At 62.3% G+C, this 25,909-nt stretch carries 24 protein-coding genes; 21 read left to right on the top strand and 3 right to left on the bottom strand.

The window, feature by feature from the left end; genetic code table 11:
- Positions 1 to 86: 86 nt before the first annotated feature.
- Complete coding sequence (locus H559_RS0103445; RefSeq protein ID WP_028451540.1) at positions 87 to 1,145, top strand: polysaccharide deacetylase family protein; 1,059 nt, start codon at positions 87 to 89, stop codon at positions 1,143 to 1,145.
- A gap of 56 nt (positions 1,146 to 1,201) precedes the next feature.
- On the opposite strand, the gene H559_RS21350 is transcribed toward H559_RS0103445, so the two are convergent.
- A complete protein-coding gene (locus tag H559_RS21350) occupies positions 1,202 to 2,842 on the bottom strand; it encodes a methyl-accepting chemotaxis protein (protein WP_051278881.1) in 1,641 nt (546 codons plus the stop codon).
- A 562-nt stretch (positions 2,843 to 3,404) separates the two neighbouring features.
- On the opposite strand from H559_RS21350, the gene H559_RS0103455 reads away from it, so the two are divergent.
- The 8 genes from H559_RS0103455 (at position 3,405) to H559_RS0103490 (ending at position 12,027) form a co-directional block, all read left to right on the top strand.
- Positions 3,405 to 3,857 carry a YaiI/YqxD family protein gene (locus H559_RS0103455; RefSeq protein ID WP_028451541.1) on the top strand — a complete coding sequence of 151 codons (453 nt, stop codon included), beginning with the start codon at positions 3,405 to 3,407 and terminating at the stop codon, positions 3,855 to 3,857.
- A 135-nt stretch (positions 3,858 to 3,992) separates the two neighbouring features.
- A complete protein-coding gene (locus H559_RS0103460) occupies positions 3,993 to 4,661 on the top strand; it encodes a hypothetical protein (protein ID WP_028451542.1) in 669 nt (222 codons plus the stop codon).
- 179 nt (positions 4,662 to 4,840) lie between these two features.
- A complete protein-coding gene (locus H559_RS0103465) occupies positions 4,841 to 5,533 on the top strand; it encodes an HAD family hydrolase (protein ID WP_028451543.1) in 693 nt (230 codons plus the stop codon).
- A gap of 309 nt (positions 5,534 to 5,842) precedes the next feature.
- Positions 5,843 to 6,523 (top strand): hypothetical protein, encoded by a 681-nt coding sequence (locus tag H559_RS21355; protein WP_051278882.1) that lies wholly within the window; start codon positions 5,843 to 5,845, stop codon positions 6,521 to 6,523.
- A 90-nt stretch (positions 6,524 to 6,613) separates the two neighbouring features.
- Positions 6,614 to 7,594 (top strand): DUF4424 family protein, encoded by a 981-nt coding sequence (locus H559_RS0103475; RefSeq protein ID WP_028451544.1) that lies wholly within the window; start codon positions 6,614 to 6,616, stop codon positions 7,592 to 7,594.
- 105 nt (positions 7,595 to 7,699) lie between these two features.
- Entirely contained in the window at positions 7,700 to 9,094 is a 1,395-nt protein-coding gene (gene ccoG, locus H559_RS18715) for a cytochrome c oxidase accessory protein CcoG (RefSeq protein WP_051278883.1), read from the top strand.
- Between the two features lies 1 nt (position 9,095).
- Positions 9,096 to 10,577 (top strand): aminotransferase-like domain-containing protein, encoded by a 1,482-nt coding sequence (locus H559_RS0103485; RefSeq protein WP_051278884.1) that lies wholly within the window; start codon positions 9,096 to 9,098, stop codon positions 10,575 to 10,577.
- Between the two features lie 184 nt (positions 10,578 to 10,761).
- Entirely contained in the window at positions 10,762 to 12,027 is a 1,266-nt protein-coding gene (locus H559_RS0103490) for an Hsp70 family protein (RefSeq protein WP_028451546.1), read from the top strand.
- Between the two features lie 14 nt (positions 12,028 to 12,041).
- Here the strand turns inward: H559_RS0103490 and H559_RS0103495 are convergent, their stop codons facing one another.
- Positions 12,042 to 12,491: an anti-virulence regulator CigR family protein gene (locus tag H559_RS0103495; protein WP_051278885.1), complete on the bottom strand. Its 450-nt coding sequence runs from the start codon at positions 12,489 to 12,491 to the stop codon at positions 12,042 to 12,044.
- Positions 12,492 to 12,625: 134 nt separating this feature from the next.
- On the opposite strand from H559_RS0103495, the gene H559_RS0103500 reads away from it, so the two are divergent.
- The 11 genes from H559_RS0103500 (at position 12,626) to H559_RS18735 (ending at position 23,842) form a co-directional block, all read left to right on the top strand.
- Complete coding sequence (locus tag H559_RS0103500) at positions 12,626 to 13,456, top strand: MipA/OmpV family protein (RefSeq protein ID WP_051278951.1); 831 nt, start codon at positions 12,626 to 12,628, stop codon at positions 13,454 to 13,456.
- Between the two features lie 188 nt (positions 13,457 to 13,644).
- On the top strand, positions 13,645 to 14,760 hold the full coding sequence (locus H559_RS0103505) for a methyl-accepting chemotaxis protein (protein ID WP_034639576.1): 1,116 nt from the start codon (positions 13,645 to 13,647) through the stop codon (positions 14,758 to 14,760).
- A 21-nt stretch (positions 14,761 to 14,781) separates the two neighbouring features.
- Complete coding sequence (locus tag H559_RS0103510; RefSeq protein ID WP_028451550.1) at positions 14,782 to 15,150, top strand: response regulator; 369 nt, start codon at positions 14,782 to 14,784, stop codon at positions 15,148 to 15,150.
- Positions 15,151 to 15,170: 20 nt separating this feature from the next.
- The gene (locus H559_RS18720) at positions 15,171 to 15,449 is read left to right on the top strand and encodes an STAS domain-containing protein (protein WP_034639578.1); all 279 of its coding nucleotides are present in this window, start codon (positions 15,171 to 15,173) and stop codon (positions 15,447 to 15,449) included.
- 4 nt (positions 15,450 to 15,453) lie between these two features.
- Complete coding sequence (locus H559_RS18725; RefSeq protein ID WP_051278886.1) at positions 15,454 to 17,631, top strand: chemotaxis protein CheA; 2,178 nt, start codon at positions 15,454 to 15,456, stop codon at positions 17,629 to 17,631.
- A gap of 22 nt (positions 17,632 to 17,653) precedes the next feature.
- Positions 17,654 to 18,232 (top strand): chemotaxis protein CheW, encoded by a 579-nt coding sequence (locus tag H559_RS18730; protein ID WP_051278887.1) that lies wholly within the window; start codon positions 17,654 to 17,656, stop codon positions 18,230 to 18,232.
- On the top strand, positions 18,192 to 19,025 hold the full coding sequence (locus H559_RS0103530; RefSeq protein WP_051278888.1) for a CheR family methyltransferase: 834 nt from the start codon (positions 18,192 to 18,194) through the stop codon (positions 19,023 to 19,025). The genes H559_RS18730 and H559_RS0103530 overlap by 41 nt, the downstream gene beginning before the upstream one ends.
- Positions 19,026 to 19,047: 22 nt before the next feature.
- On the top strand, positions 19,048 to 20,148 hold the full coding sequence (locus tag H559_RS0103535) for a protein-glutamate methylesterase/protein-glutamine glutaminase (protein ID WP_028451552.1): 1,101 nt from the start codon (positions 19,048 to 19,050) through the stop codon (positions 20,146 to 20,148).
- A 2-nt stretch (positions 20,149 to 20,150) separates the two neighbouring features.
- On the top strand, positions 20,151 to 21,392 hold the full coding sequence (locus tag H559_RS0103540; protein WP_028451553.1) for an EAL domain-containing response regulator: 1,242 nt from the start codon (positions 20,151 to 20,153) through the stop codon (positions 21,390 to 21,392).
- Positions 21,393 to 21,654: 262 nt separating this feature from the next.
- Positions 21,655 to 23,286 (top strand): methyl-accepting chemotaxis protein, encoded by a 1,632-nt coding sequence (locus H559_RS0103545; protein ID WP_028451554.1) that lies wholly within the window; start codon positions 21,655 to 21,657, stop codon positions 23,284 to 23,286.
- 10 nt (positions 23,287 to 23,296) lie between these two features.
- Entirely contained in the window at positions 23,297 to 23,842 is a 546-nt protein-coding gene (locus H559_RS18735) for a chemotaxis protein CheW (protein WP_051278889.1), read from the top strand.
- A gap of 18 nt (positions 23,843 to 23,860) precedes the next feature.
- Here H559_RS18735 and H559_RS0103555 read toward each other — a convergent pair whose 3' ends face one another.
- Positions 23,861 to 24,346 carry a biotin/lipoyl-containing protein gene (locus H559_RS0103555; protein ID WP_028451555.1) on the bottom strand — a complete coding sequence of 162 codons (486 nt, stop codon included), beginning with the start codon at positions 24,344 to 24,346 and terminating at the stop codon, positions 23,861 to 23,863.
- A gap of 207 nt (positions 24,347 to 24,553) precedes the next feature.
- Between H559_RS0103555 and H559_RS18740 the strand changes: the two genes are divergently transcribed.
- The gene (locus H559_RS18740) at positions 24,554 to 25,909 is read left to right on the top strand and encodes a bifunctional enoyl-CoA hydratase/phosphate acetyltransferase (protein ID WP_034639580.1); all 1,356 of its coding nucleotides are present in this window, start codon (positions 24,554 to 24,556) and stop codon (positions 25,907 to 25,909) included.

The raw sequence follows: 25,909 nt of genomic DNA on the forward strand, positions 1-25,909 counted from the left end.
GGCGGCAAGGATACCTTGTTCACACGGGAAAACCCGAAAAACAACGATATGCCCGCCCTTCGCAGGGGCGAGCCGGAGGATGAGCAATGACACACAAGCGGATATTGCTGGCCATGCTAGCGGCACTGGGCGCACTATGGGCGGGCAGCGCCTGCGCGGCCGTTGATGCAGTCAGCATCACGCCCTGGCGCGGGGATGCCAGGGGTGCGCACACCATTGCCCACGATGACTATTGCAGCCCCGGTGTAGCCGGCATCGAAAAATACGCCCTGCCGATTCTGGAAGCGCGCGGACTGAAAGCCGCGCTCGGCGTGATTGCGAAAGAGTGCAAGCCTGCCGACTGGGCGCGGCTGAAAGAACTGATCGCCAAGGGCCACGAACCGTTCAACCACACGCTGACGCACAGTGGCGAACTGGAAGCCGGCACGCTGAAACCGGTAGCGGGCTGGGATGCCAGGCGCGAAATTCTCGATGCGCACGCGCTGATGAAAACACAGACCGGCTACACCTATACCTTCATTGGTTATCCCTATGACCTTGCCACACCGGAAACGCGCAAACTGGTCAAAGAGCAGCCCGACTATCTGGGCGCACGCGCCGGCAAACACATCTACGACGGCAGCATGGCCGGATTGAACTACCCGGACGATGACGCCTATTTCGTCAAATGGGACGTGTACTGGACCGATGGCAAATGGTCGCTGTACAAACCGGGCGCAGCCGGCAGCATTCTGATCCAGCATACGGAAGCGGCCATCAACAGCGGCAGCTGGAGTTTCCGCACCATGCACGGTGTGGCCGACGGCAGCTGGGAAGCCGTGCCACTGGCCGAATATACCGCCTATGCCGACTACCTGAAACAGCAGGTCGACGCCGGCAAACTGTGGGTTGCCACACCGACCGACATCATCCGCTACCGGGAAACACGCAGGTATTGTCCTGCAACCCTTACCGACAAAGAGATCCGCTTTGATACCTCGGCCCCGGACTGCAAGCGCTATGCTACCCGCGTAACACTGGCACTGACAGCCAGCGTTGCGCCAAAGGTCAGCCAGAACGGCAAGACACTGGCGGTAAAAGCTGCGGGCGACAAGCGCTGGCTGGTCGATGCCAGCCCGCTTGATGGGGTGCTGAAACTCGATTGAGTCACGCAAGAAAAAGCCCCGTCAGAATGACGGGGCTTTGCTTTGCCGGTTTGCACTCAAGCACTTACGCGATAGCGGGAGACATCATTGCGCAGGCGATCAGCCAGCATATCCAGCTCTTGCGCCGTATGCGCGACGGTGCTAGTGCTGCGCGAGTTGTCATCAACCATCTGCACGATGTGTTCAACCCGATTCGCCAGCATCTGGCTTGCCGCCGATTGCTCGCGCAGGGAGTTGTTCAGCTCTTCGATCATGTGCACCACCGCACCGGCGCTGCCGGTAATGGTGTTGATCGCGTCGCCGGCATGCTGGGTGACCTGCATGCCCGCTTCTACGCTATCGACTGAACGGCGCATCTGCGCGGCCATGTTTTTGGCACTCTGCTGGATGCTGCTGATCATGCTGGCGATTTCCTGCGCCGAGTGGCCGGTTTTTTCAGCCAGCTTGCGCACTTCATCGGCTACCACCGCAAAGCCTCTGCCCTGTTCACCGGCGCGTGCAGCTTCAATCGCGGCATTCAGCGCCAGCAGATTGGTCTGGTCGGCAACATCCTTGATCACCGAGGTGATGCCGGAAATCCGGTCAGACGAGGCATCAAGCTCCTCCGCCGATTGCGCAGCCAGCTGAATGGCGTCGGCAATGGTGCGGATATCGGCCACCATGGTATTGATCTGGCGCGAGCCTTCTTCGGCGGCCTGCCCGGATTCGATCGAGCGGGCGCGCGCATCGTCGCTCAAGCCGGAGATATGGCTGATACTGGTCGAAATCTGCTCCAGCGCGGCGGCCATCGAGGTGCTTTCGTCGGCTTGCTGCTCCGAACCACGACGCACCTGATCGGATGCGGCAGCCAACTGCTGTGCGGAGGTTTTCAGCTCGACGGATTGCTGCTGCAGCGCTTTCATCGTTCCAGCCAGCGTACCAATCAGCCGGTTGGTAGCCGCAGCCATCGTGCCGATTTCATCCTTGCCCTGATAACGGATGCCCCTGCTCAGATCATTATCACGGTCAATGCGGGCGATGTCTTCACTCATGCTGTGAATCGGGCGGATGATCGAGCGGGCGATCAGCCAGGCGGATGCTGCGGCAATCAGCACGGCGATCAGGCTCAATGCCCAGAGCTGTTTTTCGATCAGGCTGGACTCGGCCTCCAGCTCTGCGGCGCGGACTTTCGTGCGCTCGGCAGATTGCTTGGCGATGTCATTCACCGTCGTATTGAGTTCGTAAATCGGCTTTTTGAACGGCTTGAGCGCTTCGTCAGCCAGAAACGGCGAAGTAATGGTTCCCGCCTGAATCTGCTGATAAATGCTATTCACCGCTTCACGATATACCTTGACCTGATCCGGCATCTTGCTGGCCAGCGCGGCCATGTCGGCATCCAGCGGCAATTGCTTGAAACGGGCAATTGATTCGTCGAGATTGACCAGCATCTCGTCCAGTTCGGCCTTGTTGACAGGCGGATTATCGTCGGTCGTGCTGCCAATCGAAATGAACAGGCTCTTTTCCTTCTGCCGCGCACGGGTCATCGCATAGCGGATATCCAGTGCCGCATCGCCAATCGCCACTTCGGTCGCCAGAATCTCCCGGGTACCGGAGTGCAGGCTGTTGACGCTATACAAACCCAAACCCGCGATACCCAGCAGGAACAGCAATAACAGTGAAAAACCCGTGATCAGGCGCGATGATATTTTGCCAAACATGATTATTGCTCCCCGGCAGTCTGTTGAGCATCAGACTGCATTCCCATTTCCGGCAAGGCCGGAAAAACGCATGAAAAACAACAGACAGGCCATCCCGGGCCAACCGGGCGTTTTTTGCCGGCAGAGCTGCTGTTTTTCAACTCCCTGTTAATAATGAAGTCTGATTATGTCTCTCTTTCAGCAAGCCCTTTTTCGTCATGCCCGCGTAGGCAGGCATCCAGAGCAGAGCTTGGCTTCACGCCGCTATCTGGATTCCCCCTTTCGCTGGAATGACGCGTCTGAAACAGAGAGATAATCAGCTAATGAAGAGCCGCAATGTCCCGCATCAAAGCAAGCGGCTTCTCAGCGTCGCCACCCTTATCAAAGTCTTGTCATATCGGGCTAAACGTCGAACGAGTATATCGAAAATGGCTTCGCAAAATTCAAATTATTACAAATATGTTACGCCTTCATTCTGCACCGAAAAAGCATCGCAATCATCCCAAATGCCTCGCAAACTCTGCGGCGGGTTTGGCACCGATTTCAGGCATACTTCCGCCATTCCCTCATCAGGCCAGCTCACATGCACATCTGGGTCGATGCCGACGCCTGCCCGCGCGTCATCAAGGACATTCTGTTCCGCGCCGCGGACCGCACCGCAACACCGATGACGCTGGTCGCCAACCAGCTGCTGAGCGTGCCACCGTCACCGCACATCCGGGCGCTGCAAGTCGAGAAAGGCTTCGACGTCGCCGATGCGGAAATCGTGCGCCGCGTGGCGGCCGGCGATCTGGTCATCAGCGCGGATATTCCGCTGGCGGCACTGGTGATCGAAAAGGGCGGGCGCGTGCTCGACCCGCGCGGCGAGCTGTTGACGCTCGCCAATGTGCGCGAACGACTGTCGATGCGCGATTTCATGCAGGGCCTGCGTGATGCCGGCGTGGAAACCGGCGGCCCGGCGGGCTTCTCGGCCGCTGACAGCCGCAATTTCGCCGCCGCGCTCGACCACATTCTGGCGCGCAAACCGGCAGCCTGATCCTCAGCCGAGTCCACCTCGCCGCCACACTGTGGAACACCTCACACCGGAGCAAATCCATCAGGCGACATAAATTGACCCCACTTGTAATGACAATATACTGTGCGGCCCATTTCTAATCGCGCCAGTCCTGTCATGAAACTAACCAGCCTTGCCCTGCTTGCCACCCTCTCTTTGCCCGCATTTGCCGCGCCGGCGCTCTCGCCTCTGGCTGAATTTGCCAAATGCGATGCCAGTTTCTACCGCCTGCTCGGCAGCAATCCAGAACTGCTGAAAAACGCGAATCTCGTCAGCAAGGACGGGATGGCGAATTTCAAACTGGGCCCGATGGAAGACCAGACCGAGGGAATGAAAGAACTGACCAAGGGCATGGAAGAATTCGCCCGCGATGTCGAATTCCAGCCGCCCGTCCTCTTCCCCGAAGGCATCGGTGCCGACTATTACAGCGAACGCCATTTCCGCAGCACGCGCAGCTTTACAAGCCATGAGAATGGCAAGGAAGAACTCTACCGCTGGAAACTGAACCTGCTGGCCTCGCCCAAGCAGGTGCGCAGCGCACTGGACAAAGCCGGCAAGCTGCCGTGGCAATGCGAAGACGGCATCTGCACGGTATTCCGCCAGCAGCAGAATGCCGGCTGGGCGATCGTCGGACAAGGCAAGGTCGACGGCAACAAGCCCTATCTGGTGCTGATGCTGTCGGAAGATGCCACCGACAAGAAAAAATCCGAACTGGAATGCGAACTGCGCACCGAAGGCCGCTTCCTGCCCAAGGACACCCTGAAGTCGCTGCGCCCGAACTGGTAAGCCCCAGCGCCCGAACATGAATGGCTGACAGGCAGCGGCACTCGATTCTCGCGGTAGAGTGCCGCCGCGGCAGTGTTTGTTCGGCGCAACAAAACCGCCACATCATCGTCATGCAGCATTCGCACGCCAGAATGCGGCAATAGTCGCGCCCCTTGCGGCTACGCCACAGGAGGCAACTCATGTACCCGAGCCGCGACAGACTGGTGATGTTCGATGCCGATGGCACCATCATCGATGCTTTTGACGCCATTGCCGCTACGTTTTCCGCGCACGGCATGGATATCGGCGACCTCGACCGCTTCCAGAAACGCCGCAATCTGTTCAAGTATTTCGGTGGCCTGAAAGAATTTCCGAAGAACGTGGTCAAGCAGACCACGCCACAGCAGCGCAAGGGGCTGATCACCACGCTGACCGGTGTCTATCGCGAAACGGCACAGCTCTACCCCGGCGTGGTGGGGCTGATCCGCACGCTGCAGGCCACGCCGGGCATCCGCGTCGGCATGGTCACGCGCAACATCACGCACGAACCGCAGGAAACCCTGCGCCAGCTCTTCGCGCGCCACGATCTGGATCTGGCGTCCTTCGATTTCTTCGCCTGCATTCCGCTGAAGATGGAAAAAACCTGGCACTTCAAGCAGGCGCGCGAGCAGCTCGGCATCAACCCGGCCCGCGCCTTTGCCTGCGGGGACGAGCACAAGGATTACACCGCCAGCCTCGCGGCCGGCTTTCATCCGCTGATCGTGTCCTATGGCTTCGAGGATTTCCAGCGCCTCACGCGCAAATATGGCGTGCCGGAAGAAGTGATCGCGCAGACCCCGGCCGAGCTGTGCCGCCGCCTGTGCCACACGCTGGATTTGCCGGACATGCACTAGGGAACGCTTTCGGCCCCGCCTGCCGCACAGTCAATCCTGCGTCGGCCAAGGCATGAAACGGCATTCCGGAACAGGTGCAAGCAAGATGTGGAAGGGTATGCCTCTACAACCTTTCAAATATTTATTCCGCAATCACATACCAATTCATGTATGCCTGCGGCTGGCCAGCCCGAGAAGTGCACAGCAGCATGGCCATGCCGCCCGGAGTGGTGGGCAGGTTCACAAAGATGCCGTCGCCAATAGCTTACAAATGGCCTTCACGAAGTTGATCGGCGATACTGGCTGCCTTTACCAGTTCCAGGATTCGCCATGCGCCCGCTCTTCCTTGCCTGCTGCCTTGCCCTCGGTATTGCTGCCACCTCCTTTGCCGCCAGCCCCGCTGACAACGACATTGCCGGGGATTACTACCTGAAGGGGGTGCGTGAAGTCGGCTCGGTTCTGCTGCTGAAAAGTGATCACACGTTCGAGATGAGTACGACCTATGGCGCGGTGGACCGCTACACCAGCGGCAGCTGGCAGCAACAGGGCAAGGCCCTCACGCTGACCAGCAAGCCGCTGCCGGCGCCGAAATTCCGTGTCATGGCCGAAGAGGAGCTGCGCCTGAAGCGCCCGGCAGAAACCGGGACCTGGATTGCGGTCGTCGGCGTGCCGCGCGTGGGGCCGCTCGGCAACATCGAGGTGCGCTTCGCAACCGCACAGGGCGAGGTCGGGCAGGCCACGACGGTCGCCAACGGCGATGCCATCCTCGTGCCGAAAGACCCGAAGCAGCGCTGGCAAAAAGCCGGGCTGCGCCGCGCCGGCACCCAGGACGCCTGGCAATGGCTGGACGTGCCGGCCAAACGTGCGCAGGAACGCATTGCCGCCTTTGCGGTTGATGATCCGGCCTATCTGCAGCAACCCGCCTTTACGACACTGGAACTGCAGCGCGAGGGCGCTACGCTGGTCGTACCGGCCAGAAATGGCCAGCCCAGAATGGTGTACAGCCGCTAGCCCACATACCCTTAAATCCATGCACCCACAGCCATTCTATATGAATGGCTGCGGCGACATACCCTCCAAGAAACAGGGGATCAGATCATCATGCGCACACCGACCGGATTGCTCCTGCCGCTCGCAGCCCTGCTGCTGGCCACGCCGGCACTCGCCAACGACTCCACCGCCACGCTGTCTGCCGGCGGCCTGCGCTTCAAGCAGACGACAGCCATCGTAATGGCGGAGGAAAACCTCGTCATCCGCAGCAAGCCGGAAGGCCGCGATGATTCCGTTTTCGAAATCGTGATCGATTATGTGTTCCGCAATGAAACCGCGCAGGACATCAGCGAAACCATCGCCTTCCCGATGCCGGTCGAGCCCGCCGAATGCGAGCGCAACGACGGCGAATATGCCGATTTCGACCGCCACAGCTTCCGGGTTGCCGTCGACGACAAGGCCGTGGCCAGCCGGCCGCAGTACATTGCCCGCATCGGCGAGCGCGACGTCAGCGCGGCGCTGCAGAAACTGGGGCTGAGCCCGGCGCTGCTGGATGCCGGTTACGCGAAACTGCCAGCAGCCATGCAGAAAAAACTGGTGAAGGCCGGTCTCGCCAGCGCCGAGTATGAATGCACGAAATGGTCAACGCAGTGGGTGTATGTGTGGCAGCAGCAGTTCCCCGCCGGACGCGATCTGCGCGTGCATCACCGCTACGAGCCGGCAGCCGGTGGCGCGGTGAACAGCAACTACCTGCAGCCGGAGGCCCGCCGCCCCGGCAAGCCGGACCCGGCGCCCGAGTGGGAGGAAGGCTGGCAGCAGGATGTGAAGCGCTACTGCATGGGCGCGGAAGAGCAGAAGCGCTACCGCCACACGCCCACCTACCGCAATGTGGCCTATATCCTGAAAACCGGCGCCAACTGGGCCGGCCCCATCCGCCAGTTCAGACTGCGCATCGAAACCGCCCGGCCCGAAGAGAAGATTTCGCTGTGCTGGCAGGGCATCCGCAAGGTTTCGCCCACTGCGTATGAAGCCGTGAAAACGGACTTCACCCCGCAGCAGGATCTGGACATTCTGTTCTACACACCGGATTGAACAGCGCTGGCGCGGGCGTCTGTACCCATGGATTGCCCCTGCCCTGTGCCTGTGAGCGGGGCAGGCGTTTCGCTATAAGGTGGTTTTTGCCCAGCGAACTCCGCCATGCCCGCCACCCGCACCATTCCCATCCACCCCATTCAACCGGTCCCCGGTACTGCCACCGCTTTGCATCCCCGCCTGACCCGCGGGCGTTTCAACAACTGGCGCGTGGCGCTGATCGTCCTCACGCAGGCGGTGTTTTTCGGCCTGCCCTGGCTGAACTGGGATGGCCGGCAGGCGGTGCTGTTCGACGTGGCGCGCCAGCAGTTCTTCGTGTTCGGGCTGAGTTTCTGGCCGCAGGATTTCATCTATCTGGCCGCGCTGCTGATGGCCTGTGCCTTTCTGCTGTTCTGGGCCAGCACACTGGCCGGGCGGGTATGGTGCGGCTATGCCTGTCCGCAGACGGTGTATTCGACGCTGATGCTGTGGCTGGATCGGCTCGTCGAGGGCAATCACGTCGCGCGCGCCAGACTGGCGGCGCGGCGTGGCAGCGCGGAGTGGCTGGCGCGCAAGGGGCTCAAGCACGCGCTGATGCTGCTGCTGTGTGCGTGGATCGGCGTCACCTTTCTGGGCTGGTTCGTGCCACTGCGCGAGGTACTGGCACGGCTGCCGGCCGGGCTTTCCGCGCTCGAATGGGGCTGGATCGCCGGCTACGGTGTCTTTACCTATGTGCTGGCCGGCCATCTGCGCGAGCAGGTGTGCAAGCACATGTGCCCGTATGCGCGCTTCCAGAGCAGCATGTTCGACGCGCGCACGCTGGTGGTGGACTACGACAGCGCGCGCGGCGAGCCGCGCGGCGCACACCGCAAGGGCACCAGTGCGCAGGGCGCGTGCATCGATTGCGGCATCTGCGTGCAGGTCTGCCCGGTCGGCATCGACATCCGCCAGGGCCTGCAGTACGAATGCATCGGCTGTGCAGCCTGCATCGACGCCTGCGACATCGTCATGGACAAGCTTTGCCAGCCGCGCGGGCTGATCCGCTTCAGCAGCGATGCCCACCGCGAGCAGCCCGGCCCGGCCGCCTTCACGCTGCGCGACTGGCTGCGCCCGCGTGCCAGCCTCTACGCCGCCCTGCTCTTGACCGTCACACTGGCAACCGCCATCGCGCTGGCGCAGCGCCAGCCGCTCAAGCTTGATGTCGCGCGCGACCGCCAGCAGCTCGCCCGCGCGACCGCAGATGGCCAGGTGGAAAACCGCTATCTGCTGCAGCTGGGCAACAGCGCCGGCGTGCCACAGGATGTGGAACTGCGGCTGCAGGCTCCCGCCGGAATCCGCCTGCTGAGCCATGCACCGGTCAGGCGCATCGAAGCCGGTGCCAATACGCAGTGGGCGATCACGCTCACGGCGCCCGCCAGCCAGCCCAGCGTACCGATCACGCTGGTCGCGCAAAGCCGCAGCCACCCGCACTGGCGGGTGCAGACGCCCAGCCGCTTCATCGGCCTGCCGGACAGGCACTGAGGTGCCCTGCCGCGTGGTCACGCTGCCGGCAGGCTGCGACGCCGGCCCGCTTTGCATTACACTCGCAGGCCTGCCCGCCCGCATGCGGCCGGCTGATTCCGAGCTGCCGGGCGTGACGATGCATAAATTCCAGTTGCTGTGCGATTCCTTCATCCGGGCCATCAGGCAGGGTGATTACCAGCAGGGCGACCGCCTGCCTTCGCTGCGCGCGGTATGCCAGGCGCACGGCGTGAGCATGAATACCGCCAAGAAGGCATTTCACGAACTGGAACGGCAGGCGTATATCGAAGCCCTGCCGCGCAGCGGTTTCCGGGTACTGGCGGGCGCGGCGCCACACCCGCTGCCGGATGCCGCCCTGCCGCTGGAGGCCCTGCTGCTCGACAGCCGCCTGCCCGCCCCGCTGGGCTCGCCCTTCGTCAATCCGGCGCTGATCGACATGCGCGTGCTCAACCGCGAACTGAGCCGTGCCATGCACGGGTATAGCTCTGCAGCCATTCACTCACCAGTATTTGGGCTCGATACCCTGCGCAGACAAATCAGCCGGCATTACCATGCCGAAGGGGTGCACCTGCACTGGGAATCGCTGCTGATCACCTGTGGCGGCATGGAAGCGCTGGCACTCGCCATCCAGGCCGTGCTGCAGGATGGCCGCCCGCCCTGCGTAGCCGTAATGCTGCCGGCCTTTCCCGGTGCGCTGAACCTGCTGCGCCAGCTCGGCGTTGCCATCGTCGCGCTTCCCGAATCGCCGGCAGAACAGGAAACGCTGCTGGCCAGCCGCCCGCTGGCGGCCTTGCTGGTGATGCCGAATTTCCAGCATCCCACCGGCCAGAGCCTGAGCGACGCCGGCAAGCAAGCGCTGCTCGATCTGGCTCACCGTTTCGACGTACCGGTCATCGAGGACGACACCTACCGCCAGTTGCACTTCGCCGGGCAGGCGCCCTTGCCGCTCAAGGCCCATGACCGCTGCGGGCTGGTGCTGCACTGCGGCTCGTTCAGCAAGACACTCGCCCCCGGCTACCGCGTCGGCTGGCTGGAACCGGGCCGCTATCTTGATCGCGTGCGGGCGCTGAAGCTGTGCTCGACGCTCAGCTCGCCGCTGCCCAGCCAGCTCGCGCTGGCCGAGCTGCTGGCCGGCCCTGCCGTACCGCGCCTGCTGCAGAAACTGCGCCGCGAACTGCAGCAGCGCACCCAGCTGCTGCGCCAGGCCGCGCTGGCGCACTTTCCGGCCGGCACGCAGGTCAGCGAGCCTGCCGGCGGCTATCTGCTGTGGGTTACGCTGCCCCGGGCCTCCGATCTGGCTGCACTCTTGCCCGGCGTCCATGCCGCCGGCCTGCATTTCGCCCCCGGCAGTCTGTGCCTGCCGGAAACAGCGGCCAGTGCCTGCAACACGCTGCGCCTGAATGCCAGCTTCTATACCGCGGCAGCCGAGCCGCGCCTGCAGCAGCTGGGCAGGCTGCTCGGCAACACCGCCGGCGATCTCTGAATACGAGCGTATCTATTGAGCCATAGCTCTTTCTCCAAAAGAGCTTCAGCCTTATACCCAATGCAGTCAGACCGGGCAGCAAGCTGCCGGCCAGCGCGATGCCAGCCATCCGGCCTGCCGATTTGACGGGCACGCCGCGCGCGCGTAGCCTTCCGCCCCTTCCCGCTTTTCCCCCTCCCCGCCCATGACCCGCTCCCTTCTGCCAGCCTGCGGCATCGATTTCGGCACTTCCAATTCCACCGCCGCCATCCACGATGGCGAGCGCGCGCGCCTGCTGCCGCTGGAAGACGGCAAGGCCACGCTGCCTTCGGCGATCTTCTTCAATCTGGACGAAGACAGCCACAGCTTCGGTCGCGCGGCACTGGGCGAGTACCTCGAAGGCTATGAAGGCCGGTTGATGCGCTCGATGAAAAGCCTGCTGGGCAGTTCGCTGATGGATTCGGGCACCGAAGTGGCCGGGCGTTACCTGAGCTTTCGCGAACTGCTTGGCCGTTTCATCGGCGAAGTGAAATCCCGCGCCGAGCAGCAGGCGCAGCAATCATTCAGCCAGGTGGTGCTGGGCCGCCCGGTGCGCTTTGTCGATGACGACGACGCGGCCGACGCGCAGGCCGAGCGTACGCTGGGCGAAATCGCCGTCACCTGCGGCTTTCGCGACATCAGCTTCCAGTTCGAACCGCTGGCCGCCGCGCACGATTACGAGCAGGACATCGCCCGCGAGGAATTGGTGCTGGTCATCGACATCGGTGGCGGTACGTCGGATTTCTCGCTGGTGCGCCTCTCGCCCGAACGACGCGGCAAGGCGGATCGCAGCAGCGATCTGCTCGCGCACGGCGGCGTGCACATCGGCGGCACCGACTTCGACCGCCAGCTCTCGCTCGCGGCGGTCATGCCGGAAATGGGCCTGGGCGCACAGCTGAAGGATGGCAAGCCGTTTCCCAGCAGCGTATTTTTCCAGCTCGCCACCTGGCACACCATCCACCTGGCCTACACGCGCAAGAGCTGGAGCGATCTGCAGGGCATGGCACGCGACATTGCCGACGTGCGCCGTTACGACCGCCTTGCCCGCGTGGTGCAGCAGCAGCGCGCGCATGAAATCGCCATCGCTGTCGAAGGTGCCAAGATCGCACTCTCGGAACATGCCAGCACGCACGTCGAACTCGATGCGCTGGAAGACAATTTCACGCTGGAAATCGCCCGCGACACGCTCGACATTGCCGTTGCCGCCGAAATCGAGCGCGTGTGCGCGGCGGCGCACGCCACGCTGAAACTGGGCGGCGTGCAGCCGGACCGCATCGATACGCTGTTCTTCACCGGCGGCGCCTCGGCGATGCCGGCACTGCGCCGCGCGCTGGCCGCCGCCTTTCCCCTGGCCCGTACCGTGGAAGGTGACGCCTACGGCAGTGTGGGCAGCGGCCTTGCCGTGACCGCCCGCCAGCGCTATGGCAACTGAGGCAGCAGCAAAACCTAGCGGAACACTTCGTTCAGCAGATCAACCACCAGCCCGGTACTGATTGCGACCAGCACCAGATCATTGCCGGCAATGATCCATTCATGGCCGGGACGCACGGGCAGATGCTGCAGGCAGGCGGAAGGCACCTGTTTTTTCGCGATTCCGGGTGGCAGCGGTTTGCCACGCGCCAGATTCTTGCGGATTCCCGGCGGCAGGCTGGCATACCCCGTGCAGCGGTAATCGGTGGCGATCTGGCGGGCCTGCGTAGCGGAAATGCCGAGACTGACAATCTCGGCATCACCACCCGATTTGTTGCCCTGCTTGTTCCCCTGCTGATTGCTGTGCTTGGTTTCCTTGTCCGGCTTGCCCTTGCCCTCAGGCGGAGCGGATTGCGCCGGTGTGGCGACCAGCACGCAGCCCAGCAACGCGCAGGCAATGTGCAGGTGATGCTTGAGAAGCGGCATGTTGAGGTCTCCCGAGTGCTTGCACTACACCATCGTATGCAACACCGCCCGTTTCTGCAGCAGAACCGGACGAATGCAGGCCTGCCGAATGGCGTAAACTGAACCATCCTTCCTCTTGCCACAGACAGATGACCATGCCCGGACTGCAGCGCCACACGACCAGAACCATCACCCGTATCGCCACAGGGCTATTGATTTTGCTGGGCTGCAGCAGCATACCCGCCAGGGCCGAAATCGATTTCGGCTCGCTGAACATGCTGGAGCAGACCGGCGAGCACTCTCCCGTCCCGCAGGGACTGGTGGTCGGCGCGGTCGGGCTGACCTACACGCCGCGCTATGAGGCCCAGGAGCAGAAAGTGCTGCCGATTCCGGGTTTCGTGTATTTCGGCGAACGCTTCATGTATCTCGGCGATCGCGCGCGCTATTACTTCTACAAGGATGGCCCGCTCGCGACCTATGCCTACGGGCGCGTACGCTTCGGCAATCTGGACCCGGCCGATGCGGCAGCGTTCTACGGCATGAACAAGCGCAAGGGCGAATTCGAAGCGGGGATCGGTGCCAATCTGGTCACCCCGTATGCCCTGCTCACCGCGCGGGCTTCCGCCGACGTCACCGGCACCAGCAAGGGCGGCGAAGCCCTGCTGTGGGCGGATTTCCCCGTCCAGCGCGGCACGCTGCTGGTGATGCCGGGCGCCGGCCTGATGTGGCGCGACAGCAAGCTCGCGAACTACTATTTCGGCGGCATCTCCGCCAGCGAGGCGACAGCGGGCCGGCCCGCCTACGACGTCGGCAACAGCCTCTCGTTTGGCGCCTCGCTGCTGACCTCCTGGCGCATCAACCGGGACTGGCTGACCATGGCCGGCGTGTTCTACGAGCACTATTCCTCCGGCATCCGCAACAGCCCGATCGTGCTGCACAATGGCGAGGTCACCGTGCTGGTCGGCGCGGGCTATGTCTGGCAGTAAGCGCCGCCAGGCCTCACTCGGACGCTTACCAAACCAGAACAACTGCTGGCTGATGCCGCAAGGCTATAACAGATAACGCTTGTATTGGCCTGATTCCTTTCTATCCTGAATATTCGACTGGCCGGTGCTTTTCAGGCAGCCGACATGCAAGACCCTAGCGGTCTCAAGACAGATAATCAGGAGGAGTCATGCGGCCAATTCCTGCCACGATTCTGCACATCGTCGCGCTGCTGTGCGGTACCCTGGGCCTGCTGCTGCTGGCCAGCGGCATCTGGGCCTGGCTGCTGGCAGCAGCCTGCCTCATCGCTGGCATAGCAGCACTGCTGCTGGATCGCCGCCCCGCAGAAACCGGGCCGCGGCACCCGGCACACAGCACCGACATCTCGCCAGCAACACCACCGGCCGGGCAGGCCGATGCACTGCTGAGCGCCATTCTGCCCTTGTGGGATCACAATGTATCGCTGGCCCGCCAGCAGACCGAGCAGGCCGCCGATGATCTGGTCAGCCGCTTCAGCGCCATCATGGTCCGCCTCAAACAGGCATTGAACGGTGACCAGCCGGGCTCGGGCCAGGTATTGCAGGTCATCAGCAGCAGCGACCGCCAACTGCAGGACATCCTTGCCGCACTCGAACAGGCGGCTCAGGAACGCCAGCGCTTCCAGCAGGAAATCACCAGCCTGGCATCGTTTACCGAAGAGCTGAAACGCATGGCCAGCGATGTGGCACACATTGCCGGACAGACCAATCTGCTGGCACTCAATGCGGCCATCGAAGCCGCGCGTGCCGGTGAAGCCGGGCGCGGCTTTGCCGTCGTTGCCGACGAGGTTCGCAAGCTGTCCACAATGTCGGGTGAAACGGGCAAACACATCCGCGAAAAGGTTGAAACGGTTAATACCTCGATGCAGGCCATGCTGGACCTGAGCCAGGATTTTGCCAGCCGCGACCAGCGCCTGATCAGCGACAGCGGCGACACCATCCGCAGCGTCATCGGCGCATTCGAGCAAGCCTCGGCTCTGCTTGCTCAGGATCTGGAAGAGTTGCGGGGCGCCAGCCAGGCCATCGAATCCGACATCAGCGAAGTGATGGTCAACCTGCAGTTCCAGGACCGTGTCAGCCAGATCCTCTCGCACATCAGCGCCGACATGCAGAAGCTAGGCAGCGTTGCCGAGCGCCGCCAGCTCGCAGAGCAGGATCCGCAGCAATGGTCGGCAGAACTCAGCCGCAGCTACACCACGCTGGAACAGCACATCGCCGACCGCCACAAGAGCGCGCTGCCCGCCGAATCCACCATCACCTTCTTCTGATCTGCCGAAACAGGGGTAATCATGGCAAAAACAATAATGATTGTTGATGATTCATCGAGCCTGCGCACTGTCGTCGGACTGGCGCTCAAGGGAGCGGGCTATGACGTCGTCGAAGGCTGCGACGGCAGGGATGCTCTCGCCAAGCTCGACGGGCGCAAGATCCATCTGGTGATTTCCGATGTGAACATGCCGAACATGGATGGCATTACCTTCGTCAAGCAGATGAAGAACCTGCCCGCCTACAAATTCACCCCCGTCATCATGCTCACCACCGAGGCAAGCGAAGCAAAGAAAACCGAAGGCCGCGATGCCGGCGTAAAGGCCTGGGTGGTCAAGCCCTTCCAGCCGCAGCAGATGCTGATGGCCGTCCAGAAGCTCGTCCTGCCCTGATCATTCCCGGAGCCGATGCCATGAATGTCCTGCAACTGGACAATGAACAGACCATCTACCAGGCCGCCGCCACGCACGCCCAGCTCAGCGCCGCGCTGCAAGGTGATGCCGAACTGGTGGTGGATCTGTCAGCCATTGAAGAATGCGATACGGCCTTCATCCAGCTGCTGCTGTGGCTGCAGCTGTCCTGCCGGGAACGGCATCACGCCCTGCAGCTGCGCGCCCCGTCCGCCAGCCTGTTGCGCCTGACCAGCCAGCTCGGCCTTGATGATCGCCTGCAGTACACGCCTGCGGAGTAGCCTCATGAATCTTGACCAGGCCATCCAGGCCTTCTTTGACGAAGCCTTCGAGCTGCTGCAGCAGATGGAAGACATCCTGCTGGATGCCGAATCCACGCAATCCGACCCGGAACTGCTGAATGCGCTCTTTCGCACCATCCATACCATCAAGGGCTCGGCCGGGCTGTTCGCACTGGATGGCATCGTCGGCTTTACCCATCAGGTCGAAAATGCGCTCGACCGCCTGCGCAGTGGCGAACTGACGCTCAATGAAAACCTCACCAGCCTGCTGCTGCGTTGCCACGATCATGTCAAAGCCATGCTGCAGGCGCTCGTCAACCAGAGCGATGGGCCGGATGAAGCGAGCCAGGCGGCATTGCTGGCCGAGCTGGCGGCCCTGACCGCAACAGCCGGCGGCACTCCGGCCAGCGAACCGGAACCGGCCACTGCCACTGCAGACACTGCTGCAACAATGGACTGGCTGCTGTATCTGGGTTTCGGGCCCGATGTGCTGCGCCACGGACTCGACCCGGCCAGCTTTCTCAGCTACCTCGCCACACTGGGTGAAGTGAGCCATGTCATCCCGCTCCTGCCCGGCCTGCAGGCGGGTACGGCTTATGATCCGGAGCAGAATTACCTGCAGCTGGCATTGCGTTTCCGCGGTGAAACCACCCTCGCCACATTGCATGATGTTTTCGAATTTGCCCGCGAAGACAGCCACATTCTCATCGCCCCGCTCGCTGGCGCCGCCGCCACACTGGCGCGCAACGAAGCCGGGCTGGGCGACACCGAACTGGCGCAAGTCCATGCGCACTGGCTCACGCTGGGGATGCAGACGCCCGATGAGGCCGTTGCTGCCAGCCCCGACGAACCCGAGCAGGCAGCGGACAGTGGCGCCCAATCCGCTGCACCCCTTGCTGCGTCCGTGGCGGCACCCCCTGCCGGCAGCAGCAACCCGAAGAAAGCCAAAACGGCCGAGAAAGCCGGCGAAGGGCGCTTCATCCGTGTCGAGGCGGAAAAGCTTGATGCGCTCATCAATCTGATCGGCGAGCTGGTGATTGCCGGCGCGGCGGGCAATCTGCTGGCGCGCCAGCATGGCGCCATGGCGCTGCAGGAATGGAGCCAGGGCATCAGCACACTGATCGAGCAGATCCGTACCGGCACGCTGTCGATGCGCATGGTGCAGATCGGCGAAATCTTCAACCGCTTTCCGCGCGTCGTGCGCGACGTCACCAAAGAGCTTGGCAAGGATGTCCAGCTCGACATCGTCGGCGCCGACACCGAACTCGACAAGTCGATGATCGACAAGCTGGGTGACCCGCTGATGCACCTGATCCGCAACGCCATCGACCACGGCATCGAAACCGTGGCGGTACGCACCGAGCGCGGCAAGCCGGCGCGGGGTACCGTGCGGCTGAATGCCTACCACGAATCCGGCAGCATTCTCATCGAGGTCAGCGACGATGGCGGCGGCCTGCATCGCGACCGCATCCTGGCCAAAGCCATTGATCGCGGCCTGATTACCGCCGATGCCGCGCTGACCGAGCAGGAAATCTTCGCGCTCATCTTCGAGCCCGGTTTTTCCACCGCCGCACAGGTCACCAGCATTTCCGGGCGCGGTGTCGGCATGGACGTTGTCCGCCGCAGCATCGAGCAGTTGCGCGGCACGATACAGATCGATTCCACCCCCGATGTCGGCACCGTCTTCCGCATCCGGCTGCCGCTGACGCTGGCCATCATCGACGGCTTCCTCGTCGAAATCGGCAAGGCCACCTATGTGATTCCGCTCGAAGCCGTGATCGAATGCATCGAGCTGCCCGAAGCCCTGCGCGATGCCAGCCACGCCGACCACCTCAACCTGCGCGGCGAATTGCTGCCGCTGTTGCGGCTGGCCAGTTTTCTGGAAGTGCCGGCAGCGGAAAACGCGCGGCAGAACGTCGTGGTCGTGCGCACGGGAGATCGCAAGGTCGGGCTGGTGGTCGATGGCCTGCTGGGCGAATTCCAGACGGTCATCAAGCCGCTGGGGTCGATGTTCAGCCACATCAAGGTCATCGGCGGTTCAACCATTCTCGGCAATGGCCAGATCGCGCTGATTCTGGATGTGAACGAGCTCGTCCAGCATGTCACGCTGCGCGACAGCGCACGCTTCAGCCTAACCCACGACTTTGCCATGCTGGGTATAAGCTCACAACCAACAAAATAAAAGGGCTACAGGCCAATACCCAATGGATGCGAGCATAAAACAATCCACCAGCAGGCCAGTCGTCCCGCGTGAACCGGATCGCCAGTTCCTAACTTTCCGGCTCGCAGGCGAGCTGTTCGGACTCGATATCGCAAACATCCTGGAAATTCTCGAATACCAGCACCTGACCGAAGTGCCGCTGATGCCGGCCTTCATACGCGGCGTCATGAACCTGCGCGGAGCCGTCGTTCCCGTCGTCGACCTGTCGGCACGGCTGGGGCGCGGCGCGCTGCCACTGGGCAAGCGCAGCAGCATCGTGATCGTCGAAGCCGGCACCGGCGATGAAGAAGGCGGGCAGCCCGTCGGCATGCTGGTCGATCAGGTCGACGCCGTGCTGGCGCTCCCGGCCAGCGCCATCGAACCTGCCCCGCAATTCGGCCAGCGCCTGCGTACCGACTTCATCGCCGGAATGGCGCAGATCGACGGGCTCTTTATCGTGCTGCTCGATATCGGGCATGTGCTATCGATTGAAGAAATGACCCTGCTCGCCACCCTGGACTATTCGCCCCATGAATCTTGCAATGACAAGCCGGATCCCGGCCGACCAGCGCGTGACGCTTAAGCCGGCCACCTTCACGCGTTTCAGCGCGTGGCTGCGCGAACAGACCGGCGTGCATCTGGCGGCCAACAAGCAATCCCTGCTCGAGCACCGCCTGCACAAGCGTCTGGTCGCCCGCGGTGTCGATGACTTCGATACCTATCTGCGCCTGCTGCAGGACCCGCATGAACAGCACGAACGCGAGCTGGCCATTGATCTGCTCACCACGCACGAGACCTACTTCTTCCGCGAAAACAAGCATTTCGACTGGCTGCGCCAGATGCTGGACAGCCGGCAGTTCGAGCTGCCGCTGCGCATCTGGAGCGCGGCCTGCTCGACCGGTGAAGAAGTCTGGAGCCTGGCCATGCTGTGTGCCGAGCAGCTCGGGGAACACGCCGACTGGAGCATTCTCGGCAGCGATATCAGCCAGCCCTCATTGCAGGCGGCCACGCGCGGACACTACCGGCTCAGCCGGGCCGAGGGCATTCCCCAGCCCTACCTCAAGCGCTTCTGCCTCAAGGGCATCGGGCCACAGGAAGGCACGCTGCTGATCGATCCGGTACTGCGCCCGAAAGTCGCGTTCCAGCAGGTGAACCTGGCCAATAGCCTGCCGGCGCTCGGGCCTTTCCAGGTGATATTCCTGCGCAATGTACTGATCTATTTCGATCTGCCCGGCAAGCAGCAGATCATCGACCGCATTCTGGGACGGCTCGCGCCCGGTGGCTTTCTGGTGGTCAGCCACTCGGAAAGCCTGCATGGCATTCATAACGGACTGCGCCCCATCCAGCCCGGTGTCTACTACAAGAAAGAGCGCTAAGCCGCATGCAAGGAGGACGCAGATGATCAAAGTCATGGTGGTCGACGATTCGGCCGTGGTTCGCCAGGTCGTCAGTGACATTCTGGGCAGCGCCAGCGGTATCAGCGTGATCGGCGCCGCCAGCGACCCGATCTATGCCCGCGAGAAAATGAACCGCGACTGGCCCGATGTTGTCGTGCTCGACGTGGAAATGCCGCGCATGGACGGCATTTCCTTCCTCCGGCAGCTGATGAGCGAGCGACCGACGCCGGTCATCATTCTGTCCACACTCACCACGAAGGGCTCGGCCACCGCCATTGAAGCGCTGCGTGCCGGCGCCGTGCAGGTGCTGGCCAAACCCTCGCTCGGCGTCCGCCAGCAATTGCAGGATGAAGCCGGCGATCTGGTCGGTGCCGTGCGTGCTGCGGCGCGTGCGCGCGTCGGACTGCTGCGGCCGGCGGCCCTGACAGCGGCAGGCAGCAATGGCAGCAGCGAGCATCACGCGCTCAACCGGCCCAAGCTCAGCGCCGATGCGGTCATCGCCCCGCCCAGCGGGTCGGCCATGGTGCAGACCACCGAGCGCATCGTGCTGATCGGCACGTCCACCGGCGGCACGCAGGCGCTGGAAGCCGTGCTGACACGCCTCTCGCGCACCTGCCCGCCGATCGCCATCGTCCAGCACATGCCCGAAGCATTTACCGCTTCCTTTGCCAAGCGTCTCAACGAGCTCAGCGAAATCGAAGTCCGCGAAGCCAAACACGGCGACCGCATGGGGCCGGGGCGCGCGCTGATCGCGCCGGGTGGCAAACACCTGATGATCAGGCGCAGCGGGGCACAGTATCTGGTCGACGTGGTTGACGGCCCGCTGGTCAGCCGGCACCGCCCCTCGGTCGACGTGCTGTTCCGCTCCGGCGCCAAGTTTGCCGGCCGCAACGCGGTGGGCTTCATCATGACCGGCATGGGCGACGACGGCGCGCGCGGCCTGAAGGAAATGCACGATGCCGGTGCACGTACCTATGCGCAAGACGAGGAAAGCTGCGTGGTCTTCGGCATGCCCAAGGAAGCAATCAAGCTGGGTGCGGCCGACGACGTCGTCAGCCTTGCACGCATTCCCGCCATCATCGAACAGATCGGGAGAGGCTGACCATGCATGCCGGAGCACTGCACTGCAAGGTCTACATCGTCGACGACTCTTCCGTCCAGCGGGCGCACGCCGCCAGCCTGTGCCAGGAGCTGGGACTGGACGTGATCGCACTCGCCAGCGACGGGCTGGAAGCACTGCTGGCCCTCAAGAGCGGCGCGGTCAAACCGGATCTGCTGCTGCTGGATCTGGAAATGCCGGGGCTCGACGGCATCGGCCTGCTGCATGAACTGGTGCGCCTGAAGCTGCCGATGCGCGTGGTCGTGATGAGCACGCGGGAAAATCCGCTGCTGGCCGCCGTCGAGCAGATGGGCAAGGAAAGCGCGCTGCAAATCCTCGCCGCGCTGCAAAAACCCGTCAGCGCCAGGCGCCTGCAGGAAGTGCTCGAAGCCCGGGCGGTGGCGCCGGCTACCGAAGAAATCCGGCCGGACTTCAGTGCCGCCGAATTCAGCGCGGCGCTGGCCGGCGGGCAGATCCGGATGCGCTACCTGCCACGCGTACACCTCGGCAACGGCCTGATCCAGGGGCTCGACGTCCAGCCCTGCTGGCAGCACCCCGAGCACGGACTGCTGCTGGCACGCCAGTTCATGCCCCTCCTGCCGGACAGCATCCGCGACGACGATCTCTACCGTTTCCTGCTCGATACGGTTCTGCAGCGTGCCCAGCACTGGCTGCAGCGCGGACTGAAACTCGGCATCGTTCTGCGCCTGCCTGCCCGCCTGTTCCGGCAGCGCCTCTTTGCCAATCTGCTGCAGGAAAGGCTGGAGCAATTCGGCCTGCACCCGGAAATGCTCATCATCAAGCTCAAGGACTGGGACCCGGCACAGGATGGCGCGAGCATTGCCGGCATTCTCGGACAACTGCGGCTGATGGGCTTTGGCATCGCCATCAGTGATCGTGGCAACGGCTTTGCGTGGCTGGACGAACTCGGCAGTGTGCCCTTCAACGAATTCCATCTCGACGAAGCCTTCCTGCTGCGCGCCGATTCGCGCGCGCTGACGCGCATCATCCTGGAAAGCATGATCCAGCTCGCGCACCGGCTGGAGCTGAAAACGCTGGGGCCGGGTCTGGCCACACCGGAGCGCTGGCAGCAGCTGCTCGCGCTGGGCTGCGATTACGCCACCGGCCCGCTGATCAGCCCGCTGCTCGATGGCGATGATGTGGTTGGCTGGATGCGCGAAAACAGCGAACGCCTGCGGCATCTGGCACAGGAGGCCAAACACGGCAGCCATGTCCCGGCAGGCTAACGGAGGCAGTTATTATTCTTTATACATGGCAATGTATATACACAAAGCCATTCACAGTAAATGGCTACAGATCAATACCCATATACATAAGCAACCGCAAAAAACCGCCTGACAGAAGGTGGCGCGCGAGATTCTGCTCACATCGAGAGTCGGACGACATTCACGCAATCTTCGAGTAATTGAGCTTGGCATTTAACTGACCCGCTTCTAGATTTGTATATCAGAAGTACCTAATAAAACCGGATGAAAGGGAGTTCCTGCGATGTCGTGGTTTACCAATTTGCGCCTGGTCACCAAGCTGACCATTACCTTTTTGCTCGTAGCCACGGTCGCCCTGATCATTGGCGGCATGGGTGTCATCAACATCAAGAAAGTCGACGACATGATGTCCAGCATGTATGCCGACCGGCTGGTTCCGATCCGTGATCTCAGCGAAATCGAAAGCAACACAATCACCCATTACCGCCGAATCTATGTTGCACTGGCCTATAACGACAGCACAAAAACTGTCGACCTGCTCAACCAGAATGCCAAAACCGAGCAGGAAATCGATGATCTGTTCAAGACTTACCGCAACACGCAACTGGTTGCCGAAGAAGAGCGCCTGATTGCCGAATATGACAAACAAATGCCGGTGTATCGCGCAGCGGCTAAAAAAGTGCTGGACACACTCAACAGTGGCCAGGCATCCGAAGCCCTGAATATCAACAACAGCGAACTGCGCCCGGCTTATGAAGCCCTGTCAACCACCATCAACCAGCTCATCAAGGTCAACTCTGACACGGCTGACAAGGTCAACAAGGAATCGACGGTCATTGCCAACCAGATCAGCACCCTGATGATCGGCCTGATGATCGGCGGCTTTGTGCTGGCGATGGTGATCGGCCTGCTCATTACCCGCATGATCATGCGCCAGGTCGGCGGCGAACCCGGCGATGCCGTTACCATCCTGCAGCGCGTGGCCGAAGGCGACCTGACCGTTGATGTCAAGCTGCGCGCCGGCGACACCTCGTCGATGCTCTTCAGCCTGAAACAGATGATCGACAAGCTCACCAGCGTCATTACCGATGTTTCCAGTTCGGCCAACGCGCTGGCCTCCGCTTCCGAAGAGGTCAGCGCCTCGGCGCAGGCGCTCAGCCAGAATGCGTCGGAACAGGCCGCCAATGTCGAGGAAACCAGCGCGGCCGTCGAGGAAATCACCTCGACCGTTTCGCAGAATGCCGAAAACGCCCGCATCACCGACAGCATGGCCAGCAAATCGGCCAGCGATGCCAACGAGGGCGGACAGGCCGTGCGCGAAACCGTGCAGGCCATGCGCCAGATCGCCGGCAAGATCGGCATCATCGACGACATCGCCTATCAAACCAACCTGCTGGCCCTGAACGCCGCCATTGAAGCGGCCCGGGCCGGCGAACACGGCAAGGGTTTTGCCGTGGTGGCCGCCGAAGTGCGCAAGCTGGCCGAACGCAGCCAGGTCGCCGCGCAGGAAATCAGCTCGGTGGCCAGCAATAGCGTGGTGATGGCCGAAAGCGCTGGCTCGCTGCTGGACCAGATGGTTCCGGCCATCCGCAAGACAGCCGATCTGGTGCAGGAAATCTCGGCGGCATCGCGCGAACAGAGCGGCGGCCTTGACCAGATCAATACCGCCGTCAGCCAGCTGGCGCAAACCACGCAGATGAACGCCTCGTCTTCCGAGGAGCTGTCATCCACCGCCGAGGAAATGAGCGCCCAGGCGATCCAGCTGCAGGAAATGGTGAGTTTCTTCCGGGTGAGCGAGAATCCGCAACGCGGTGGCGGACGCCGCCCTGCGGCAGCCGCCAGCGTGAAACGCGGCGGACGGGGCGGCAATAGCAGTAACGACATGCCGGAAGACTCTTCCTTTACCCGCTTCTGAGGAGCGGGCCATGGCGAAAATCGATACTCTTGGCAGCCCGCTTGCCGCCAGTGCGGCAATCCGGGCACCCCGCCAGTTTCTGACCTTCCGGCTGGAGCAGGAACTGTTTGCCATTCCGATCGGCAACATCCGCGAAATCATCGAATTCAGCAGCATCACTGAAATTCCGATGATGCCGCCTTTCCTGCGCGGGGTAATCAATCTGCGCGGCGCGGTTGTCCCGGTCATCGATCTGTCGGCCCGCTTCGGCCGGGCACCGACCAGCATCGGCAAGCGCACCTGCATCGTCATTGTCGAGCTGGAGCAGGACGAGCAGGTGCATGCTCTCGGCATCATGGTCGATGCGGTCAACGAGGTGCTGGATGTCGAAGACAGCCAGATCGAAGCCGCGCCGAATTTCGGCGCCAAGCTGCGTGCCGACTTCATCGAAGGGATGATCAACATTGCCGAGCGCTTCGTGATTGCGCTCAATATCCGACAGGTACTCTCGGTCGAGGAGATGGCCGAACTGATCTGCCTCGTGAATCAGGAACCGCAGGGCGAAACCGTCGGCTGAACGACATCCGCCCCGGCTTCAGCGGGGCGGATTCTGCAGTTGCTGCCGCACATAATCGAAGACCTGCTCTTCGTCGATGCGGCCGGCGACGTCTGCCACCATACCCAGATCAACGCCCATGCGCGCCGCAAGGCGTGCCGCTGCACGCGTCACCACGAACTCGTCGGCGGCAACCGGGGCGGGTCTTGCCGGCGGCAGCTGGCAGGCCGGAGCGAACACCACGTCATCCACCTGCAGCGGATACAGCTGGGTATCGGCCTCGGCGATCTCCATCATCAGCAGCAAGTCACCCGCATGCACGGCGTCGCCGACGCTGACCATGATCTGCCCGACCTGCCCGGCATCCGGCGCCTGGATCAGCACCTCTTCGCCGGCACACAGCAGATGGACCAGCGCCGCATTGGCCGCGACGTCATGTCCGCTCTGCGGGCCGATGCGCAGAACCAGCGCAGGCTCGTCCAGTTGCGGGGCACAGATCAGATGTGTAGTGGTGCCGGGGTTCATTTGTGCATTATTCACGGGCAAGCTTTGATATTGACCAAGGTGCAGCCTGGTTACGCCTTTATCATACCGGACATGCGCTTAACCCGCGCAGGGGTGGATGCTGTCATTGTTATATTGCGGTGCAACATTGCACTGCTATGATGGGGACATCATTCAACCACTCCCGGCATCAGCCTTTGATGGCTCGGCGGGGCTTCTGGAGCTGTCATGGCGATCGAAAACATTGAAAACGTCCTGTTTGACGATATCGCACCCGGTATGCGCTATCAGCGCACGCACGTCGTTACCGGCAACGATTTCGCCCTGTTCGCCATGCTGGGCGGCCGGCAGGATGAGGAAGGCCGCGATCGCGTTCCCGCCGTGGGCGCCTTCATTGCCCTGACTTCTTCGACCGTCAATTTCTTCCCCGGCAATGGCTCCATCCTCTCCAGCCATGCACTGAAGTCACACGGCTGGATCGAGGAAGGCGATGTGCTGAACATCGAACTGTTCGTGCAGGAAAAGCGCCCGGCCACGAAAGAAGTGGTCATGGAAGGCCACTGTACCAATCAGCGCGGCGAAGTCCTGATGAATGGCCCGATCGTGGTCATCGCACCGGTCGAAAAACGTGTATCGGTGCAGAGCGAACCACCACAACTCACGCTGCGCCAGCACCGCGTGTTTGCCGAATTGCAGAACAAGGCAGCTCAGCTGTCACCGATTCCCACGGCGGTCATCCATCCCTGCGACCGTGAATCACTGCTGGGCGCCATTGATGCCGCCGAAGCCGGCCTCATCATTCCCATTCTCGTCGGCCCGGAAGCCAAGATTCGCGCCGTTGCCGAGAAAGAAGGCATAGCGCTGGCCAATTACCGCATCGTGCACACCGAGCACAGCGTTGCCGCTGCCGAAAAGGCCGTGGAACTCGCGCGTACCGGTGAGGCGGAAGCACTGATGAAAGGCTCGCTGCACACCGATGAAATGATGCGTGCCGTCATGGCATCCGGCACGGGTCTGCGCGCCGGCCGCCGCCTGTCCCACGTGTTCGTGATGGACGTGCCGGCTTACGAGCGCCCGCTGCTGGTGACCGATGCCGCGATCAATATCGCACCGACACTGGAAGACAAGATCGACATTACGCAGAATGCGATCAATCTGGCGCATGTGCTCGGCAACGAGCTACCCAAGGTCGCCATCCTCTCGGCGGTTGAAACTGTCTATTCGAAGATGCCATCGACGCTGGATGCGGCGCTGCTGTGCAAGATGGCCGATCGCGGCCAGATCACCGGTGGCCTGCTCGATGGCCCGCTGGCATTTGACAACGCCATTTCCATGACGGCCGCCAAGGCCAAGAAAATTGTTTCACCGGTTGCCGGCCAGGCCGACATCCTGGTGGTTCCCGATATCGAGGCTGGCAACATGCTGGCCAAGCAGATGTCCTATTTCGCCGGCGCCGACTCGGCGGGGATTGTACTGGGGGCAAGGGTTCCCATCGTACTGACCTCGCGTGCGGACGACGCCAAGGTTCGTCTGGCCTCCTGCGCTGTCATGGCGCTGGTGGCCCATCACAAACGGAGTAAATAA

This window comes from Chitinilyticum aquatile DSM 21506, assembly GCF_000430805.1.
Taxonomy (GTDB): Bacteria; Pseudomonadota; Gammaproteobacteria; order Burkholderiales; family Chitinibacteraceae; genus Chitinilyticum; species Chitinilyticum aquatile.